The following is a 15,397-nucleotide window of genomic DNA, read 5'->3' on the forward strand; positions in this document are numbered from 1 at the left end:
CATGAACACCGCGGTCCGGACCGCCCGTGCCCATGCCACGTCCGCCACGATCCCCCCGCACCCCGAGGGTGTCGACGAATTCGCCGTCCACGTCTACGAGTACACGCTCGGCCACGGCAGCGTCACGCCCGAAGTCCTCGCCACCGAGCTGGACGCCCCCGCGCACCGCGTCGAGCAGGCCCTGAGTACGCTGCGCGGGCTCCACCTGGTCAAGAGCGCGGCCGGGTCGGGACGCGAACTCGTCGCCGTGCACCCGGAAGCCGCCCAGTTGGAACTGCTCCTGCCCCTGGAGAGCGCCATCCGCGACCACCGGCGCCGTCTGGCGGGCGTCAAGGGACAGCTCCTCTCCTTCATGGAGGTGTTCGACAGCACCCGACAGCACCGCGAGACCGTCGTGGTCACCGATGACCGGGGCGAGATCGCACTGCGCCTGCGGGAGGCCGCTCAGTGCTGCGCGTCGGAGATACTGCTGATGCAGCCGTGCGTCACCCAGGAACCCGCCGAGCTGATCAACGCCCGGCCGCTGATCAACGAGGCACTGCAACGCGGCGTCCAGGGGCGGGTGTTGTACCCGCACACGGCGCGCAGCGACGCCGCCGCCCGTTCGTACGCCCTACGGCTCACCGCGGCCGGCGGCCAGGTACGCACATCGCCGGACCTGCATGCCCGCTTCCTGGTCTTCGACCGCAAGACGTCCTTCGTCACGGTGGACGACGGCACGAGCGACAGCAGCGTCGTCACCATCATCTACGAACCCTCCGTCGCGACGTTCCTCGGCTCCATCCACGACCTGGCCTGGCAGTCCGCGTTCCCCCTCCAGCAGGGGACGAACGGTTACGCCGGGACCCTCGACGACCTGAGGGCCACGATCGTCGGACTCCTCGCGTCCGGTATCAAGGACGAGGTGATCGCCCGCCGGGTCGGCCTGTCGGAGCGCTCCTTCCGCCGTCATGTCGCGGCGATCATGCAGAACCTGGCCGCCAGGAGCCGTTTCCAGGCCGGGGTGATGGCCGCGCAGACCGGTCTGCTCGCCCCGGTCCGCGAGGGCCGCGCCCCGCTGGTCCCGGCCACCACGGCCAGCGGGGCCGCATGAGCCGCTACGCCCGTCTCGCCTACACGCCGGCCGTCCGCCAGGTCCAGCACGAGATGGGCAGCGGAATCGCGGCGGGCCGCAGGCTGCGCGAGCCGGGAGACCTGCCGGAACCGCTCACCTCGGCGGAGGCCGCGTTCGTCGGGAGCCTGGACGGCTTCCTGCTCGCCTCGGTCGGCGAGACCGGCTGGCCGTACGTACAGTTCAGGGGCGGCCCGCCGGGCTTCGTCCACGTACTGGACGGGGGGCGGATCGGCTACGCGGACGTCGGCGGGAACCGCCAGTACATCACCACGGGCAATCTGCGGACGGACGACCGCGTCGCCCTGTTCTTCATCGACCACGCGCGGCGCGTCCGGCTGAAGATGTTCGGGCACGCGCGCGCCGTCCCCGCCGACGACGAGCCCGAACTGGCCGAGCGGCTCGTCTCGACGCGGACGGAGGGGCGGGTCGAGCGCCTGGTCGTCATCGAGGTCGAGGGTTACGACTGGAACTGTCCGCGCCACATCACGCCACGCTTCAGCGAGCGCGAACTGACTGATGTGCTGGCCCCCGTGCGGGAACGCATGGCCGGCCTGGAGCGGGAGAACGAGGAACTGCGCGCCCAGGTCGCGGCGATGCGGCAGCGGGAGCGGGAGGAGGCCGCCGGCCCCGGCCGGGAACACGCCTGAACAGCGCCCTCGCACACGGCACCGTGGCCCCTCGGAGGAACCGGGGGGCCACGGTGCCGTGTTGTCGTACGGCTCAGCCGCCCCGGCGCTGGGCGAGCAGCCACTCGTAGAACACCGGGTCGTCGTAGGTCCGGGTCCATGAGTCGTGCCCGACTCCGGTGTAGCAGGTGAACTTCACCGAACTCCCGCGCGCTTTCAGGGCCTTGACCATCTTGTCGGTGTGCTCGACGGGGATGTTCCGGTCGTCGCAACCGTGGAAGGTCCACACCGGCAGGCGGTCGATGCGCGGGGCGGACTCGGGGAGCCACGAACCGCAGATGGGCGCGACGGCCGCGAAACGGCCGGGGTAGCGCGTGGCCATCGCCCAGGAGCCGGTGCCGCCCATGCTCAGGCCGGTCACATAGGTGCGGTCCCGGTCGACGCCGTACCGCGCGGACACCTCTTCGAGCAGCGCGTACACCCCCGTCAGCTCCAGCGTCCAGGTGCTGTACGGGGGACACTGCGGGGCGAGCAGCACGAAGGGCACCCGGGCGCCGTCGGCCACCCGTTTCACGAGCCCCTGCGCGGCGAGGTCCGCCGGATCGTCACCTCGCTCGGAGGCCCCGTGCAGGAAGAGCACCAAGGGCCACTTCTCTCCCCCGTCGGCCCGGTAGCCGTCGGGGAGATGCAAGAGATACGACAGCGTATTTCCCGTGTCATCGACCTTGAACGTATGAGTCTGGAGAAGACCTGCGGTCATCACATAACCGTCCTCGAAATCACAGAGCCGAAAATTCGGAGGCTTAGCATTTCGCATCTCACCGCCAGCGTCAACGAGACCGGGCACCGAACCCATAAGGCGCACGGAAGAAACCTCCGCGCGCTCCATGAAGAAAACTTCCGCCCCCTCGGCAAGCAGCCCGAATCCCACCGGAAACCGCAGGTCAACAACGTTTCCATAGATCCCTTTCCATGCCGGTACCACTCTGGTCCCATTATGGAAAATCACCCACCGGACACAGCTAGTCTCATCACCGAGAAACAGCACACCTGAAATCCGACCCCGACCCACGCATTTCCCTGTCAAAGCTCCGCTGAACTGGATGCATGCCCTCAAGAAGGCGAGACCGAGATCATGGGGCCCCTGCCAGAAATCAACCGTCGCGAGCTGATCAAACGCGCCATGGCAGCCGGCTTGCTCGCCGCGCCCATGACCGCCGCCCTCAGCTCCTGCGCCGCCTCCGGCAGCACGGGGCCTCGTCCTGTCGAGGCCGGCCAGGGCAGTAAGGCTCCCGGGAATCCCCTCGGAGTCAACGGCTCGGCCCCGCTGGAGGTCGTCGTCTTCGACGGCGGACTGGGCGTCGAGTACGTCAAGAAGGCCGAGGCCGACTACCGAAAGGCGTTCCCCGACACGAAGCTCACGCACGTCGCCACGCAGGACATCCAGACCCGGCTCCAGGCCCGGTTCGTGGGCAGGACACCGCCGGACCTGGTCGACAACACCGGTGCCCACTCGTTACCCACCGCGGCGCTGGCGGACCACGGCCAGCTGACGGACCTGCGGACGCTGCTCGCCGCGCCCTCCTGTGACGATCCGGCCGTGACCGTGAGCGAGACCCTGATCCCGGGCGTCGCGGAGAAGGGCAGGTTCGGCGGCCCCGAGATCTGGACGCTGAACTACGCGTACACGGTGTTCGGTGTCTGGTACTCCAAGTCCCTGCTCCGCAAGCATGGTTGGGAGTACCCGAAGACATGGGACGCGATGCTGCGGCTGTGTGCCGAGGCGAAGAAGGCGGGTATCGCGGGCTGGACGTACGCGGGCACGTACCCGTACTACCTCCAGTGGACCCTGTACCCCTTCATCGCGAAGATCGGCGGGGCGGACGTCCTGACGGCGATCGACAACCTGGAGCCGAACGCCTGGCGGCACCCCGCCGTCAAGCAGGCGTTCGAGGCGTACCACGAACTGGCCGCCAAGGGCTACGTACTCCGGAGCACCCCGGGGCTCAACCACATCCAGTCGCAGACCGCCTGGACCAAGGGCAAGGCACTGTTCGTCCCCAACGGCACCTGGGTGGAGACCGAGGCGCAGGCCACCACACCGCGCGGCTTCGAGATGACCATGGCGCCGGCGTCCGGCCTCGACGCCTCGGACGCGATGCCCTTCGAGACGCTCTGGGCGCAGGTGGGCGAGGCGTTCGTGGTCCCCAGGGACGCGAAGAACCCACAGGGCGGGATGGAGCTGCTGCGCAGAATGCTCAGCAAGGAGGTCGCCCAGCAGTTCACCCTGGCGTCGTCCAGCCTGACCACGGTACGGGGCGCGGCCGACGGCCTGGACCTGCCCTCGGGACTCGCCTCGGCGGCCACGGCGCTGACGGCGGCGGGCAGCAACATCGTCTCCCCACGCACCGACTGGTACCAGAACCTGAACCGGGAGAAGATCGCCGGACTGATCGGCGAGATGATGGCCGACCGGCTCGGACCGGCCGCGGCGATCACCGCGATCCAGCGGGCGGCGGACGCCACGGCGAAGGACCCGACGGTGAAGAAGTACCACCACTGAACGACGGGAACCGGCCTCGAAGGACTGCGGACCGGCCGAATGCCGCGGATGACGGGACACCGTGCACTCCACCCCGGGACGATCGCGCCAAGGCGTACTGCCCCTGATCTCGGGAGGACGTATGGGCAAGCAGGTGAAGTGTGGATCGACTCGGACCACCACGGGCCGGCCGTGCCAGAACCCGGCGATGATCGGTTACTCCCGCTGTCAACTGCACCGGGGCGAATGGACGCCACCGCAGAGGCGGAAGACCAAGAAGCGCTGAGGTGGCCGCACCGGGGCGCGAGCGGCCGCCGCCCTTCCGGTCGGCATCCTCCTTGAGCAGTCTCCATCTTCTGCTGAGTGACCCCGTCGAAGCCCGGCGGCTCGGGCCGCGCCGCCCGGCCCGTCGGGGACGTCGAGGGCGAGGAGCCCCGCGTCCCACGGCGGGTGGTCCGGCTCCCCGGCATGCCGAGTCGGTGAGGCTCAACGCCTGGCGTTGAACGACGTCAGCTCGGTGTGCGCCCGCTTCAGCCTTCGCACCCACCTTCCCGTAACCCCCTCACCACCCGGGCTCCTCACGTCCGCGCCATGGCCTGGGGAGCGCAGCCGTTCTCGGTCAAGGCCGACCGAGCGGCGGCGGAAGCGGTCGGGGCGGCGTAGAACTCATGGGGCGGGGAGGCCGACAAGGCCGCGTACGGGCAGGGTGTGGCCGCGTACAGGGCGGCCGGGAAGGGCGACGAATGCTGTCGGACGAGACATGGCGTGAGCTGCGGAGCCAGGGCGCGCCCCGCTCCTTCCGCGAACGCAGCGTGATGCTGAGACAAGGCTCCGCGGGAACGCATTTGCTCGCCCTCACCGAGGGTCTCGCCAAGGTCGTGTGCCGGGAGCCGAACGGAGTCGTGACCTGGTTGGCCTTCCGAGGGCCGGGTGACCTGCTCGGCGAGGTGTCCGTCTTCAACGGCACCCCGCGTACCGCTGAAGTCGTCGCACTCACCCCCTGCACGGCCGTCGTGCTGGAAGCGGACCGGTTTCGCCGGTTCGTCGAACAGCGCGGCCTCGTCATGGAGTTGATGCGCCAGGCCCTCTCCCGGTTACGGGAGTCCGACGCGCACCGCACCGAACTGCTGACCCTGCCCCTGGTCGCCCGACTGGCGCGGGCGCTCCTGCGGCTGGCGGAACTCACCGCGCCCGGCACCGGACCGGACGTCGTCCGGCTGACGGGCCTGAGCCAGGAGGAGATCGCCCAGGCGATCGGAGTGACCCGCAACGCGGTCATCACCGGGCTGCACCGGCTGCGCGAGTCCGGTGCCGTGGAGACGGCTCGCAGAGTGATCGTCATCAAGGACATGGAGGCGCTGCGCGGCTGGGCGACGACCGCGCCGAGGGCCACGCCCGCGTCGGCCCTCTCCTCGTACCCGGGTAGCTGAACGTGCCAGTGCGGGGATCGGGAGCCGCGGCCTGAACACACCCGTGATGTGACGTGGGACACCCGAGTAGTGCCCTCCGCTGTGCAGTCGGGCGGACGGAACCGACGGAACCTCGAATCAGCCGACCAGTGGCTTCGTCACCGTCCCACCGGCACACGAGGAGATCACCCATGTCCATGCCCGTTCCCGCTCCGTACGCCGAGAGCCGGCCGCTGCCTCCCTACCGCGCCCTGTTCGCCGTCGATGCCAAGGACTTCACCGGACTTCCCGCCGTGCAGCACGGCCCGGTGAGCCGGTTGATCCCCGAACTCGTCGACCAGGCCCTGGAGCGGGCCGGGCTCCACGAACTGCGCGACGCCAAGCGGTTTCCGGCCAACACCGGGGACGGTGTGGTGTTCGGTTTCGAACCCGCCCTGCTGCCCTTCGTCCTCTGGCCGTTCCTGGGTGTGCTGGACGACATCCTCGGCGCGTACAACCGGCAGTGCGTGGGCCCCCGCATCCGGCTCCGGGCCAGCGTCCACGTCGGGCCGCTGCCGGACATCGACGAGCCCGGCGACGGCAACGGCACCGCGCGCAACGACACTCACCGGCTGCTGGACTCCCGTCCGGTCAAGGCGATCCTGGCCGCGGGAAGTGAGCAGGTCACCCATTTGGCGGCGGTCATCTCCCAGCGCGTCTACGAGGACGTCGTGCTCGGCGCGTACACCGGACTGCATCCCGACCGCTGCGTGGAAGTCCCGGCCACCGTGGAAGGGAAGAACTTCTCGCAACGGGCCTGGCTGTACGTCCCCTCACCGTCCGGGAACCTCGTACAGGCCGGTGTACGGCCGCGGGAGGAACCCGTCGCGCGGACCGACACGCCTTCCGCCGATCAGGAAACCGTCCCGGCGGCGAGGTCCGGTACCCAGTACAGCGGCAACACCCAGCACCTGGGAGAGGGGGCCGCTGTGATGGGGAACGTCGGAGGGGACATCGCGTACACCGGCCGTTCCGCTTCGTACCGCGGTACCAACCAGCACTGGGGCAGCGGCGACAACGTGACGGGCGACAAGCAGGTCGGCGGAACCGGGAACCACCGGTGAGCGCCGAAGCGGGTGACCGATCCGGTCCGGACTCCCCGCACGGTTCGAGTGGTTCGGACGGTTCGGAGAACTCCGGCCCGGCGGGCGCGGGGAGTTCCTACCTCGACAACCAGCAGAGACTGGACCAGGGCATGGCTGTCATGGGCGGAATCACCGGCGACGTCACCATGCTGTTCACCGGCCCGCGCGACGACGCCGTCACGGATTACATCGTCAAACCCCGTCTGCGGGAGGGCCCTTATCCCGCTGCGGACGTCCACGCCCGATTGCGCGGATTCGTCGAACCGCCCTCCTACGCGCGCTGCCGAAAGGTGCTGGACGGCCACCTGTTGATGCTGAGGGCCCGCAGCGGAACAGGCGCGAGCACGACCGCGTTCGCACTGCTCGCGGAGCGGTACGGAACCGATGGCATCACCGGCCTCGACTCACCGGACGATCTCTCGCGCTGGTCCCCGACGGAAGGCCGCGGCTATCTGCTGCAGGGCCTGTCCCCGCAGGCCGCCGCTTCACTCGGCGAAGTCGTACTCACCGCACTGGCCGGGCGGCTGCGCCGAGAACGCGCCCACCTCGTCGTCACCGTCCCCGCGGAAACGCCGCTCCCCCACGACACGGTGCCCTGGCAGGTCGCCCACCGGCCGCCGCCGCCGGCCGAGGTGGCCGCGAAACGCCTCGGCACCCTGACCGAGACGGGCGAACTCACACCTGTGCAGGAGTCCGAGGCGTTGGGTCACCTCGCCTCCGCCGACTTCTCCGGCTATCTGCACGCCCACCCACTGCCCCAGGACGGTGTCGAGGCGGCGGACGGGCTGCGCGATCTCGTCGTACTGGGGAAGCCCGCCACAGCCGTACTGGAGGAGCTGCGGACCGGCAGCCCCTCAGCGGCCCGCCAAGCGCTGACCGAGTCACGCCACCGGTCCGACAGCCTCTCCCTGATGGCGGCGATCTCGCTGCTGCCCGGACAGGACCGTACGGTCATCGAGGAGTACAGCGCGATTCTGCGCCCCCTGTTCGACGCACGCCACAGCCCGGACCCGGCCACGGCCGGAGGGCCGGAGCGCGTCGACACGTCCGGGCCGGGCGCGGAGGGGTCGCAGGCACGCCGCGATGTCCTCGGACCTGCCTTCGAGGACCGGCTGGCAGCGGTCGGGGCGCGGTTGCTGGCACCCCGTTCCGGAGCGGCACAGCGCTACCCGGTTCAACCGGTCGCCTTCTCCGGCCGACATCGGTCGGAGACCCTGCTCCGGAGCCTCTGGCTCGACTACGAGGGCATGGCGAGCCTGCTGTGGCGGGCCCTGGGCACGGCGCCCCACCACCCCGACGTCGAACTGACCGCGGGGCGGGCCATCGGCAAGGTGCTGGCCCACGCGACCGGTCCGGACACCCTGCGCCAGCTGTACCCCTTCGCCTCGTCGGACAAGCGCTGGCACCGTCGGCTGGTCGCGTACGCGCTCGGCGAGATGGTCCAGTACCCGGCTCTCACCGGTGCGGTACGGAATCAGTTACGGGACTGGAGCCGGGCCACCCCCGTCCCGCTGCGCTGCACCGTGGCCGATACCTGCGCCGGCAGTTACGGTCTGGCCCGCCCCGCCGTTGCGCTGAAGCTCCTGGACTCGGTGCTGGACGGGCCGGGCAAGGGTCTGGAGGTCGGTCTGCGCACCGCGGTGTCCCTCGCGCTCAGCACTCTGCTCTCCGAGCAGGACAACCACGGCGACGTCCTCGACCGGCTGCGTAATTGGCAGGCGGCCGAGCCGGGAACACCACCTCACACCCTGGCGGTCCACGTCATCGAGTCGATGAGCCTGACGAGCTTCCCTCGACCGGGCTCGCCCGGTGTGGGGCGGGTACGCCTCGCCGATCTGCTCACCGATCAGCCCCGGCGAGCCGTCGGCCTCGTGGTCATGGCCCTCGACGACCCCGCCACACACGCGGCGACGGCCACCGGCCTGTCCCTGATCGAGAACGATCCCGGCGAACGGCACCGGACCGACTTCCCGCGCTTCCTCGCGGCGCTCTCCGGTGAGGCCCGGAGCCACCGTGGTGTCCTGCGTTTCATCCTGAGCCGCCATCGCGCCCGGGCGGTCTTCCCAGCAGAAGGGTCCGCCTCATGACCGGTCCGCTCATCGCACCTCTGAACTTCTCGCCGACCTGGCAACTGTTCCGGCACCGCCTCGGTTCCGCCGAGGACCGCGCCCTGGTGTTCCTGGCCGACGGCGGGGACGACGCGATGGTGCCGCCCCGAGGCGGTGACTACTGGGGCTATCCGAGACCGACGGTGCGCGCGGTGCGTCAGGGGGACTTCTTCGACATCGTGTGGGTCTCGCTCGCGGAACGGCGGATCTCGGTCGACATCCCGCGCCGGCCGCCGAAACCCCCTGCCCGTTACGAGGTGGCCTGGAGGATCAGCAACCCGGTCGTCGCGGCGAGGAACCAGGTCACCGAGGAACGGGCCCGTCACCTGGTGGTCGGCCACATCAACGAGAACGCCACCCTGCCCGCCACCCCCGATCCGCTACGGAGGCCGCCGGCCCACTTCGGCACGACCGAGGTCGAACCGCCCGGCCGGCCACAGGTGATCGACGACTTCGGCCTCACGTACTGGTTCCTGGACCCACCGGCCGCGTTCCTGCCCACCCCTGGCACCGGCGCGGAGCCCACTCTTCCGGCAGGCTTCGGCGAAGTCCACCGTGAGGCGTACCAGTTCTACCGGGAGGTTGTCGCGGGCGGTCCCGTCGGCCTGGCGGCCCTCTGGCTCCTGAACCAGCCGGAACAGGCGAGGGAGGTCCTCGACTGGACGGTGACCCACCGCGGTCTTCTCTCCGACTGCGACAGCTGGGAACACACCCTCGCAGCGACACTTCGGTCATTGACGCCGGAGGACCGGGGCTTCGTCGGCGTCAACGTGGCCCGCGTCCTGAGTGACGTGGGCGTCCCGCAAGGCGACGAGATCCTGCGCAGGATCGGCCACGCCGACGCCTCGGGCGACGGGAACAGCCCGTACGGGGATTCCCGGTGACCTTCCGCCCGCCGTTCGCCCGCCGTCCGCCGAACGAGGCGGAACCGGAGGACGTGGTGGCACTCTCACGGGAGCTGATCGCCCAGAATCACGTCGAGATAGGCCGCGCCGACGGCAAGGCCGCTGTCCTGCTCGCCACCGGGGGATCGCTGCTCGGCCTTCTCCTGATCCGGCGTCCGCCCGGTACCTCCTGGCCACGCCCCCTGTGGTGGACGGCGACGGTCGCCACGACCTTGGCGCTGCTGTTCCTCCTGGCCGCGCTGTTGCCGCGGCACGGGTCGAGAATGAGGGAGAGCTCCCGCGCCCTCGCCTACTACGAGGACGTGTTCCAGGCGGAGAAGCGCGCGGAGTTGTCGTCCGGACTCCTCCTGAGCAGCTGCGACCCTCACCCTCGCCTGTTCCGCGCCCTGACCGGCACCAGCCGCATCGCCCGCGCCAAGAACAGGTGCGTGCACGTGGGCGTTCTCATGCTGCTGCCGGCGATCGCGGCCGTGAGCGCGGCGCTGCTGTCCGGCGTCTGAAGCACGACGTGACGACTGGCCGACCGGACGGCGACCGGACGGCTGGAGGACTGCCCGAGAGCGGCATCCGTAGGGGGTCCCCAACGCCCATGGTGGGGCTCCCTACGTGTGACCCCGTTCTCGGCTGACGGCTGTCCCGGCCGGCGGGGAGCAACGTCCCTGGCCCGGAGGCCCTGGCCCGGAGGCCCCCGCCGCGCGGTCACCTGCGCAGCGGCTCCGGGGAGACTCCGACGGTCTCCTCCTTCGCGATGTGGGCCGAGTCCGCCGAGGCCGCGCGTGTCGCGGAGGGCGACGACGGGCGTCCGCAGAAGACCGGGTCGAGGGTGGCTCGCTCGGCGGTGAAGACCTTCGAGTTGTTGGAGGCGTTCGCCGAGACGGTCAGCTGCCTGGCGCCGTCCTTCGTCGTGTACGAGTAGGTCTGGTACCCCTGGAGGATGCCGTCGTGGCCGTACACCTGAGTGCCGCAGGAGAGGGTGAACCGGCGCAGGCCGAGGCCGTAGCCGGACGTGCCGGTGGAGTCCACCGGCTGCGTGGCCTCCATCTCGGCGAGCAGTGCCTTGGGCAGCAGCGCGCCGCGTGTGAGCCCCCGCCAGTACGTGTTGAGGTCGGCCGTGCTGGAGATCGCGGCGCCGGCGGCCCAGATCCACGAAGCGGTCTGCTCGGTCGCGTCGAACAGCGGCTTGGAACGGTCGTCCTCGGTGAGGTAGCCGATGGCGTGCGGGCCGCCGATGCCCTTGCGGGGAACGACGAAACGGGTGTCGTCCATGCCGAGGGGCCACAGAACGCGCTCGTTGAGAACCCGGGCGAAGGGCTTTCCGGTGACGTGTTCGACCAGCAGGCCCAGCACCACGAAGTTCGTGTTGGAGTACTGGTACCGGCTGCCCGGGGTGAACTGCGAGCCATGGGCGACGGCCCCCGCCACCAGTCCGGTCGGGTCGTACGTCTTGTACCGGAACTGCTGGAAGCCCGTGACGGTGTCGCCCACCAGAACGCCGGGCAGGTCGTTGCTGTAGTCGTACAGGCCGCTGGTGTGGTTCAGCAGTTGTCGCACGGTGATCGGGGAGCCGGCCGGCAGCACTCCGCCGGGGAGGCGGTCGACGGCGGGGGCGTCGAGGTCGACCTGATGCCGGGCGACGAGTTGGAGTGTGAGTACGGCGGTGAAGTTCTTGGTGATGCTGCCGATCCGGAACTCCCCCTTCGGGTCGACCGGCTTACCGGTCGACACGTCACCGGTGCCGACCGCCGCCGTACCACCGCGACCGCCGCGGTCGCTCACACGCGCGAAGGCACCGGGCGAGCCGGCCGCGACGACACCCTTCAACGCCTCCTGAAGCCCCTGGTAGTCGGGGGACGGGACGGCCGGGACCGATGCCGGGGCCGCGTGCGCGGGGACAGCGGTGAACATGCTGCACGCGGTGATGGCCGCCAAGGCGGCTGCGGCGGCGAAGGTGCTGCGCTTGGTGCCGCTGGGACGAGAGGACACGACGGGACTCCAGGTTCTGTGCCGTTGGGAGAGTGCGGCGACCGCGACCGCGACGGCAGCCGAGCAACCGCTACTAGTGCATACGGGTTTGGGAGGGAGTGGGTTGCTTCGGGTCGGAGAGGAATTGCCGGGGCATCCGGTGCGGGGCCGGCCGGGCGGAAGCTCTCAGGAAGCAGGCACCCGCTCGATGTGCAGGACTTCATGGGCGTGCGGGATGGTGTAGCCGCCATCGGGGTCCGCGAAGTGGTCGCGTACGTAACTCTCCAACTCGCGGCTGTCGGGGAGCGTTTCGCGCTCACCCTGGATGTGCACGCCGAGGTGGAACCGCGCGACGGTCACCGTGTCCGCAAGGCTTGTGCTGTGGTAGCGGGCCGGCAGAGTCATCCGGCGCATCGCTCCGACGGTGTCCGCGTGTGCCGCCGACGAAGTCCTGAGGTCGGCCGCCAGCTCGGACAGGGCGAACCGGGCGCCGGTGAAGTGCCGCACCATTCGCATGCAGTCGTTGTCCGGGTCCTGGAGCACCACCAGGGCCTCCCGGCCTGGTTCGACCCAGCTCAGGACGCGCAGGACGGTGGGTACCCAGTCGGGGCGCGGGACGTAGTAGAGCACGTGGGAGAGGAGCGCCAGGTCGACCGGCGGCGATCTCACCTCGGCTTCGAGTACGGGGGCGCTCAGGACCGTGGCGGCGGGGCAGTTACGCCTCAGCAGCTCGCGCATGTGGGCACTGGGCTCGATGCACACGGTGTGCTCGAAGTACCGGCCCAGACAGCGGGTCGTCGTCCCGTCCCCCGGTCCCACGTCCAGGAACGTGCGTCGGGCGGGGAGTTCGGACGCGAGGTCGGACAGGTAGGCGTGGGTCGCCCTCTTCTCGTCCGTACCGGCGAGGAAGAGCGCGAAGGCGTCCCGGTACGCCGCGCCGGTCATCGGCGGCCGTCCGGCCGGGCCGGTCCCGCCCTGTGCCACACCCATGCCCACACCTTCGAAGAGTCCGCTGCCCCGACGTGACGGGCACCTCACGGTGGCATCCGCGGTGCGCTGCGAGTGGCAGGTTCGGCGCGTGGGGCCGGTGAGCGGGAGTGCGGGGGTCCATGTGCGCGCCCCTGTGCGCCGTGCGCGCCCTCGGGGCAATCACCCCGAGGGAGAGGGCGGTGGCCGACGACACGGGGTCCGCGATGCGTCGTACCGACAAACGCGCCCGTGGCCACGTCCGCGATGCCCGTGGTGGCGTCCATGGCCACGTCCGGGATGCCCGTGGTGGCGTCCATGACCACGTCCGCGATGCCCGTGGCAGCGTCCATGGCCGTGCCGCCGGCGAAGCACGGGTCAGCCCTTAGGATCACCGGATGGACTGGCTTGAGCGTGCCGCGTCGTTGAGGCAGTGGTCTGCGAACGGGATACGCGCTCCGCACAAGCCCCTCCTGTTGCTGTACGCGCTCGGCGGCTTCCAGCGGGACGCGGAGGGGGAGTTGCGCTACAGCGAGGTGGAGCAGGATCTGCGGCGGCTGCTGGCCGAGTACGGTCCGGGGAACCGGACGACCCCCGCCTACCCCTTCCACCACTTGGTCAACGACGAGGTGTGGGAGGTCCGCACCCATCGTGGTGCCGGCAGCCCAGGCACCGGGGTGCGGGAGTTGCGCGCGTCCGGGGCGGCGGGGCGACTCGCTCCGGGGCTACGGACGGCGTTGCGGCGGGACCCGTCACTGCTGGGGCGGATGGGACAAGTCCTGCTCGATCTGCACTTTCCCCCCTCGCTCCACGGTGAGCTGTGTGAGGCCATCGGCCTGGAACTGGATTCGGCCGGGATCGAGTTGACGCCGGGGACGAGAGCGCGGCGTCAACGGGATCGGAACATGCGTGAGTTGGTGCTCACCGCATACGAATACCAGTGCGCGTTCTGCGGTTACGACGGACGGATCGGTGCGGTGTCCGTCGGGTTGGAAGCCGCGCACGTGCGCTGGTGGGCGTTCGACGGGCCGGACGACATCGACAACGGGCTGTGCCTGTGCTCGCTCCACCACAAGCTGTTCGACAAGGGCGTCCTCGGGCTCGGTGACGACCACCTCATCAAGGTCTCCCAGCACTTCGTCGGCCGGAGCGCCGCCGCCCGGCAACATGTGGTGGCGCTCGCGGGCCGCCCGGTCATCGGCCCTCAGCCAGGGGTGCGACGGGTCGCCGCGACCCACCGCGACTGGCACGCGCGGCAGGTCTTCCACGGCACGGCCCGCCCGGCGGCGGGTGCGGGTGCGGGGGTGGGAGTTGAAGCGGGAGCGGAAGCAGGGACGCGGGTGGGAGCGGGAGAAGGGCCGGGTGCTTCTTAGAGCCGGGAGGAGGCTGGGGGACGGCCGATCGATCCGGGCAGCCTCTTCGTCCGACGGTCCGGTCCGGGCCTGTGCCGTTGCCTCGGTCCCGGGCCCCGGGCTCTTGGCCCGGCCCATCCGGAGCCCCCGGGCAGACCGGTCCGGGTGAGACGGGGATGGGGCGGGATGGGGTGGACGAGCGGGCCGACCGTTACCGGGCGGGGGTTTCCGGCGGCGGGGCGTCGGTCGGCGGGTTCCCGGGCAACTGGGTTTCGGACGGCGGGACTTCGGACGGCCGGGTGTCGGACGGCGAACCGTCGGTCGGCGGCTGCCAGTCCGGTGTCTGGGCGAAGAAGACGTTGATCCGTCCGAGGAGCGTGCCGTACTCGGACGGACTGAGGCCGACACGTGCCTGGCGGAGCAGGGCTTCCAGCATGTGCCAGCGTTCGTCGACGCGGGCCTGCGAGCCGGCCGGAAGGGGTACGGGGTCCGCGGCGCGCTTCTCGGCCTCGATGGCCCGGAGTGCTTCGGCGGCTCCGGTGCGGCCGACGGCCTCCAACTGTTCCGGGCGGACCTCCACCGCGTGAGCCATGCGGGCCAGGGTGTCGTCCGGACTCCGGAAGGGGACCTTCTCACCGCCTACCGCCTGGTAGCCGGAGACGATCTGCCGCCATCGGGTCCCACTGATACCGGCTCGCCGTGCGGCATCCACCTGGGAGAGCCGTGATGTCGCGAGGGCTGCCTTGATCAGCTCCCCCTCGGGCGGCGCGGGCGGGCGCTCAGTCATGCGGCGAGCTTCGCACAACTACGCATCGAGCGTCCAGTTCGCTCCGGCCCGGAAAGCCCTTCCCCCTTGTCCAGCCTGGGTAGATGTGCGCTAGTCCTGGGCTAGATGTGCGTAGTTCTACGCAAACTACTTGTGCGTTGCGCTACTACGCGCTAGTTTCGAGGTATGCCACCGCGTACCCGCACCCGACCGAGCAGGCTCCACCAGGAGCCCGAGGCGGTCACGTGGGCACGGGAGAAGGCCGGTCTCACCAAGCGGGCACTCGCCGATCTCGTCGGCATCTCCGAACAGCTCATGGGAGAGATCGAGTCCGGCTGGCGCAGTGCGACCCCCGCCAACCTCGTGAAGATCGCCGAGGCGCTGAACTGCCCGATCGTCGCCCTGGAGCGCAAGCGTCACGCCGACGCCACCGGTTCGTCCGCCGACACGTCCGCCGGGACGGCCAGGACCTCGGCCGGAACCGCCGAGTGACCCCGCCGTCAGCAAATTGGCATATGCCAAA

Annotated in this window: 14 protein-coding genes; 10 read left to right on the forward strand and 4 right to left on the reverse strand. The window is 70.2% G+C overall.

From position 1 onward, the window contains the following. Position 1 precedes the first annotated feature (1 nt). Both PZB75_RS14280 and PZB75_RS14285 read left to right on the forward strand, forming a co-directional pair. Positions 2-1,093, forward strand: a complete 1,092-nt coding sequence (locus tag PZB75_RS14280; protein WP_275535673.1) for a LuxR C-terminal-related transcriptional regulator — start codon at positions 2-4, stop codon at positions 1,091-1,093. Beyond that, positions 1,090-1,761, forward strand: a complete 672-nt coding sequence (locus PZB75_RS14285) for a pyridoxamine 5'-phosphate oxidase family protein (protein WP_275535674.1) — start codon at positions 1,090-1,092, stop codon at positions 1,759-1,761. The genes PZB75_RS14280 and PZB75_RS14285 overlap by 4 nt, the downstream gene beginning before the upstream one ends. 73 nt (positions 1,762-1,834) lie before the next feature. On the opposite strand, the gene PZB75_RS14290 is transcribed toward PZB75_RS14285, so the two are convergent. After that, positions 1,835-2,500, reverse strand: a complete 666-nt coding sequence (locus tag PZB75_RS14290) for a PHB depolymerase family esterase (protein ID WP_275535675.1) — start codon at positions 2,498-2,500, stop codon at positions 1,835-1,837. Positions 2,501-2,875: 375 nt separating this feature from the next. Here PZB75_RS14290 and ngcE point away from each other — a divergent pair, with 375 nt between their 5' ends. The 6 genes from ngcE to PZB75_RS14320 all read left to right on the forward strand — a co-directional run bounded on the left by ngcE (position 2,876) and on the right by PZB75_RS14320 (position 10,328). Continuing rightward, entirely contained in the window at positions 2,876-4,303 is a 1,428-nt protein-coding gene (gene ngcE / locus PZB75_RS14295; protein WP_275535676.1) for an N-acetylglucosamine/diacetylchitobiose ABC transporter substrate-binding protein, read from the forward strand. 722 nt (positions 4,304-5,025) lie between these two features. Continuing rightward, on the forward strand, positions 5,026-5,712 hold the full coding sequence (locus PZB75_RS14300) for a Crp/Fnr family transcriptional regulator (RefSeq protein WP_275535677.1): 687 nt from the start codon (positions 5,026-5,028) through the stop codon (positions 5,710-5,712). 176 nt (positions 5,713-5,888) lie between these two features. After that, positions 5,889-6,794: a hypothetical protein gene (locus PZB75_RS14305; RefSeq protein WP_275538707.1), complete on the forward strand. Its 906-nt coding sequence runs from the start codon at positions 5,889-5,891 to the stop codon at positions 6,792-6,794. Beyond that, complete coding sequence (locus tag PZB75_RS14310; protein ID WP_275535678.1) at positions 6,791-8,902, forward strand: hypothetical protein; 2,112 nt, start codon at positions 6,791-6,793, stop codon at positions 8,900-8,902. The genes PZB75_RS14305 and PZB75_RS14310 overlap by 4 nt, the downstream gene beginning before the upstream one ends. Then, the gene (locus PZB75_RS14315; RefSeq protein ID WP_275535679.1) at positions 8,899-9,807 is read left to right on the forward strand and encodes a hypothetical protein; all 909 of its coding nucleotides are present in this window, start codon (positions 8,899-8,901) and stop codon (positions 9,805-9,807) included. Before PZB75_RS14310 ends, PZB75_RS14315 begins: the two co-directional genes overlap by 4 nt. Beyond that, positions 9,804-10,328 (forward strand): Pycsar system effector family protein, encoded by a 525-nt coding sequence (locus PZB75_RS14320; RefSeq protein ID WP_275535680.1) that lies wholly within the window; start codon positions 9,804-9,806, stop codon positions 10,326-10,328. The genes PZB75_RS14315 and PZB75_RS14320 overlap by 4 nt, the downstream gene beginning before the upstream one ends. A gap of 199 nt (positions 10,329-10,527) precedes the next feature. Here PZB75_RS14320 and PZB75_RS14325 read toward each other — a convergent pair whose 3' ends face one another. After that, entirely contained in the window at positions 10,528-11,811 is a 1,284-nt protein-coding gene (locus tag PZB75_RS14325) for a serine hydrolase domain-containing protein (RefSeq protein ID WP_275535681.1), read from the reverse strand. A gap of 165 nt (positions 11,812-11,976) precedes the next feature. Continuing rightward, positions 11,977-12,780, reverse strand: coding sequence for a methyltransferase domain-containing protein (locus tag PZB75_RS14330; RefSeq protein ID WP_275535682.1), 804 nt, complete (start codon positions 12,778-12,780; stop codon positions 11,977-11,979). Positions 12,781-13,154: 374 nt separating this feature from the next. Here PZB75_RS14330 and PZB75_RS14335 point away from each other — a divergent pair, with 374 nt between their 5' ends. Continuing rightward, the gene (locus PZB75_RS14335; RefSeq protein ID WP_275535683.1) at positions 13,155-14,129 is read left to right on the forward strand and encodes a phosphorothioated DNA-binding restriction endonuclease; all 975 of its coding nucleotides are present in this window, start codon (positions 13,155-13,157) and stop codon (positions 14,127-14,129) included. Between the two features lie 190 nt (positions 14,130-14,319). Here PZB75_RS14335 and PZB75_RS14340 read toward each other — a convergent pair whose 3' ends face one another. Further along, entirely contained in the window at positions 14,320-14,895 is a 576-nt protein-coding gene (locus tag PZB75_RS14340) for a helix-turn-helix transcriptional regulator (protein ID WP_275535684.1), read from the reverse strand. A gap of 165 nt (positions 14,896-15,060) precedes the next feature. Here PZB75_RS14340 and PZB75_RS14345 point away from each other — a divergent pair, with 165 nt between their 5' ends. Next, the gene (locus tag PZB75_RS14345) at positions 15,061-15,366 is read left to right on the forward strand and encodes a helix-turn-helix transcriptional regulator (RefSeq protein ID WP_275535685.1); all 306 of its coding nucleotides are present in this window, start codon (positions 15,061-15,063) and stop codon (positions 15,364-15,366) included. The last annotated feature ends 31 nt before the right edge of the window (positions 15,367-15,397 follow it).

This window comes from Streptomyces sp. AM 4-1-1, from assembly GCF_029167625.1.
Lineage (GTDB): Bacteria > Actinomycetota > Actinomycetes > Streptomycetales > Streptomycetaceae > Streptomyces.

Coding starts and splice junctions, on each gene's coding strand:
- PZB75_RS14280 (WP_275535673.1), top strand. CDS start 2: ATGAACACCGCGGTCCGGACCGCCCGTGCCCATGCCACGTCCGCCACG.
- PZB75_RS14285 (WP_275535674.1), top strand. CDS start 1,090: ATGAGCCGCTACGCCCGTCTCGCCTACACGCCGGCCGTCCGCCAGGTC.
- PZB75_RS14290 (WP_275535675.1), bottom strand. CDS start 2,500: ATGACCGCAGGTCTTCTCCAGACTCATACGTTCAAGGTCGATGACACG.
- ngcE (WP_275535676.1), top strand. CDS start 2,876: ATGGGGCCCCTGCCAGAAATCAACCGTCGCGAGCTGATCAAACGCGCC.
- PZB75_RS14300 (WP_275535677.1), top strand. CDS start 5,026: ATGCTGTCGGACGAGACATGGCGTGAGCTGCGGAGCCAGGGCGCGCCC.
- PZB75_RS14305 (WP_275538707.1), top strand. CDS start 5,889: ATGCCCGTTCCCGCTCCGTACGCCGAGAGCCGGCCGCTGCCTCCCTAC.
- PZB75_RS14315 (WP_275535679.1), top strand. CDS start 8,899: ATGACCGGTCCGCTCATCGCACCTCTGAACTTCTCGCCGACCTGGCAA.
- PZB75_RS14330 (WP_275535682.1), bottom strand. CDS start 12,780: ATGGGTGTGGCACAGGGCGGGACCGGCCCGGCCGGACGGCCGCCGATG.
- PZB75_RS14335 (WP_275535683.1), top strand. CDS start 13,155: ATGGACTGGCTTGAGCGTGCCGCGTCGTTGAGGCAGTGGTCTGCGAAC.
- PZB75_RS14340 (WP_275535684.1), bottom strand. CDS start 14,895: ATGACTGAGCGCCCGCCCGCGCCGCCCGAGGGGGAGCTGATCAAGGCA.
- PZB75_RS14345 (WP_275535685.1), top strand. CDS start 15,061: ATGCCACCGCGTACCCGCACCCGACCGAGCAGGCTCCACCAGGAGCCC.